Annotated in this window: 3 protein-coding genes and 1 pseudogene; 2 read left to right on the top strand and 2 right to left on the bottom strand. The window is 65.4% G+C overall.

Annotated features, from left to right (window positions below):
• Together ABC138_RS17310 and ABC138_RS17305 are read right to left on the bottom strand one after the other, a co-directional pair.
• Positions 1 to 826: cation diffusion facilitator family transporter (locus ABC138_RS17310; RefSeq protein WP_345914447.1), on the bottom strand; the 826-nt coding region annotated here is incomplete at its 3' end.
• A complete protein-coding gene (locus ABC138_RS17305) occupies positions 826 to 1,203 on the bottom strand; it encodes a metalloregulator ArsR/SmtB family transcription factor (RefSeq protein WP_068327917.1) in 378 nt (125 codons plus the stop codon). The genes ABC138_RS17310 and ABC138_RS17305, both read right to left, overlap by 1 nt.
• A gap of 85 nt (positions 1,204 to 1,288) precedes the next feature.
• Between ABC138_RS17305 and ABC138_RS17300 the strand changes: the two genes are divergently transcribed.
• Positions 1,289 to 1,669 carry a metalloregulator ArsR/SmtB family transcription factor gene (locus ABC138_RS17300; protein WP_068265945.1) on the top strand — a complete coding sequence of 127 codons (381 nt, stop codon included), beginning with the start codon at positions 1,289 to 1,291 and terminating at the stop codon, positions 1,667 to 1,669.
• Between the two features lie 2 nt (positions 1,670 to 1,671).
• Positions 1,672 to 2,355: pseudogene (locus tag ABC138_RS17295) on the top strand (cation-transporting P-type ATPase); the annotation flags it as partial.

The raw sequence follows: 2,355 nt of genomic DNA, 5'->3' as shown, positions 1-2,355 counted from the left end.
TCTGCTCCAGAATCTGCGGTGCGTGGCCCGACTCGAAGCACTCGTCGTCGATTACGACGTGCGCGGAGATGACGGGTAGGCCAGTGCCGATCGTGGAGGCGTGCAGGTCGTGGACCTCACGAACATGCTCCAGCTCAAGGACATGTGTCCGCACGGCGTCCAGGTCGACGTCCTTCGGGGTGAACTCCATCAGCACCCGCACGGTCTCGCGCAAGAGTTTGTAAGCGCGGGGGAGGATCAAGGCCGCGATGAACAGCCCGGCGATGGTGTCCGCCCGTTGGAACCCCGTGGTGGCGATCACGATGGCGGCCACGATCACCCCGAAGGAACCCAAGGCGTCGTTGAGCACTTCGAGGAATGCCGCGCGCATGTTGAAGTTCGCGTCGCGACTGGAGGACAGGACCACCATCGCGGCGATGTTCGCCGCGAGTCCGATGATGCCGAAGAGCAGCAGTTCCCTGGCTTGGACCTGCGTGGGCTCAACCAGTCGGCGGACCCCTTCGATGGCCGCGTAAGAACCCACCAGCAGCAGCAACACCGCTTGGCCTAGGGCAGCGACGATCTCGATTCGCGCGAAACCCCACGTGCGCTGGCTGCTGGGGGGCCGCAGCATCATGGTGGCCGCGATGACCGCGACCAGCAGGCCGGTGGAGTCCGATAGAGCGTGGGCGGTGTCCGTCAGCAGCGCCAGGCTGCCGGTGACGACGCTACCGATCGCCTGCGCGATGACGATGAACGAGGTGATGCCAAAAGCAATCAGAAGACGGTTGCGCAAGCCACTGCCCGCTTGCCCATTTGCCGGGCCGTGGTGGTGGTCGGATCCCATCAGACCTCCTCGGTCGCAAGTTGGTCGTGGTCACGGTGCTCGCGCAGGGACAACGACGCGCCCGACGCTGCCAGTAGCGCATCCGCGCTTTCGAACAGGTCAGACAGTCGGGACGGATCGGCCAACGAGATCCACGACGCCCGGCCCTCGGTCCGCACCCTCACCAGCCCACAGTCCCGCAGGCACGCCAAGTGCTTGCTCACCGTCGACTGAGCAAGGTGCATGTGGTCGACCAGGTCACGGACCCGATGCTCCCCACTGGAGAGGTGCTTCAGGAGCGCCAAGCGCGTGGGCTCGGCCAAGGCATGGAACAAGGCAGCGCAGGCGTCAGACACTTCCATCGCAGCCGGACCTTCAGGCTGGCTATTGATCGTCATGAAGCGATGCTACCGCCATGGAGCGATCAGTTGGCATCCGTTGCTCGACTGGCCCACAAGTCAGTCTTCAATGTATGGTCACTGAATGCTGAATAGTGCTGCTCGACTGGACGTGCTCAATCGATTGGGTAGGGCGATGGCGGACCCGACTCGAGCGCGGATCTTGGTGTCGTTGTTGCAGGACGCGAGCTATCCGGCGCAGTTGGCCCGCGATCTCGATCTGAGCCGCACGAATGTCTCGAATCATCTCGCGTGCCTGCGTGGCTGCGGGATCGTGATCACCGCGCCGGAAGGCCGTCGGACCCGTTACGAGATCGCCGATGCGCATCTGACTCGGGCGTTGGAGTCGTTGATGGACGTGGTTTTGGCGGTCGACGACGGGGTCCCCTGCATGGACGCGAACTGTGACGTGCCGTTGTGCTGCGGGACTACACCTGCGCTGGTTGCCGATGAGCAGAGGGTCTGACGATGAGTGATGTGTGCTGCGGAACGGACGAGCCCGTGACTGAGGATCTCGCGCCGTGGTGGCGTGATCAGGGCTTGGCACTGCCAGCCGCCGCTGGAGTGCTGTGGCTGACCGGACTGCTGCTGGAATTCGGCGGCGCCGAGGGCCTGAGCGTGCTGTCCTACGCGATCGGCTTGGCTGCGGGTGCCTGGACCTTTGCTCCGGCTGCCATCCGCCGCCTAGTCACGGGGCGTGGGCAGGGCCGGCTGGGTGTGGGCCTACTGATGACGATCGCCGGTACAGGCGCCGTCCTGCTAGGGCACCTGGGCGAGGCAGCAGCTCTGGCCTTTCTGTTCTCGATCGCCGAGGCGCTTGAGGACCGCGCCATGGACCGGGCCCGTCACGGGCTGCGGGCGTTGTTGTCCCTGATCCCGGAAACCGCTGTCGTTTCACGAGCGGGAACGGACGAGCGGATCCCCGCCGAGCAGGTCCGGCGGGGCGATGTCCTTCTCGTCGGCGCTGGCGACCGGGTCAGCACGGACGGCGTCGTCGAGGCGGGTCACTCGTGGATGGACACCTCGGCAATCACCGGCGAGTCGATCCCCGTCGAAGTCGCGCCTGGCGACGAGATCGCGGCCGGATCGGTCAACACCTCGGGCACGTTGCGCATCACAGCAGTCGCCGACGGGCGCGACAACTCCCTGACC

The organism is Janibacter sp. LM, assembly GCF_039631275.1.
Taxonomy (GTDB): domain Bacteria; phylum Actinomycetota; class Actinomycetes; order Actinomycetales; family Dermatophilaceae; genus Janibacter; species Janibacter terrae.
The sequence above is the reverse complement of the archived record's forward strand: the minus strand, read 5'-3'. Positions and strand labels throughout refer to the sequence as shown.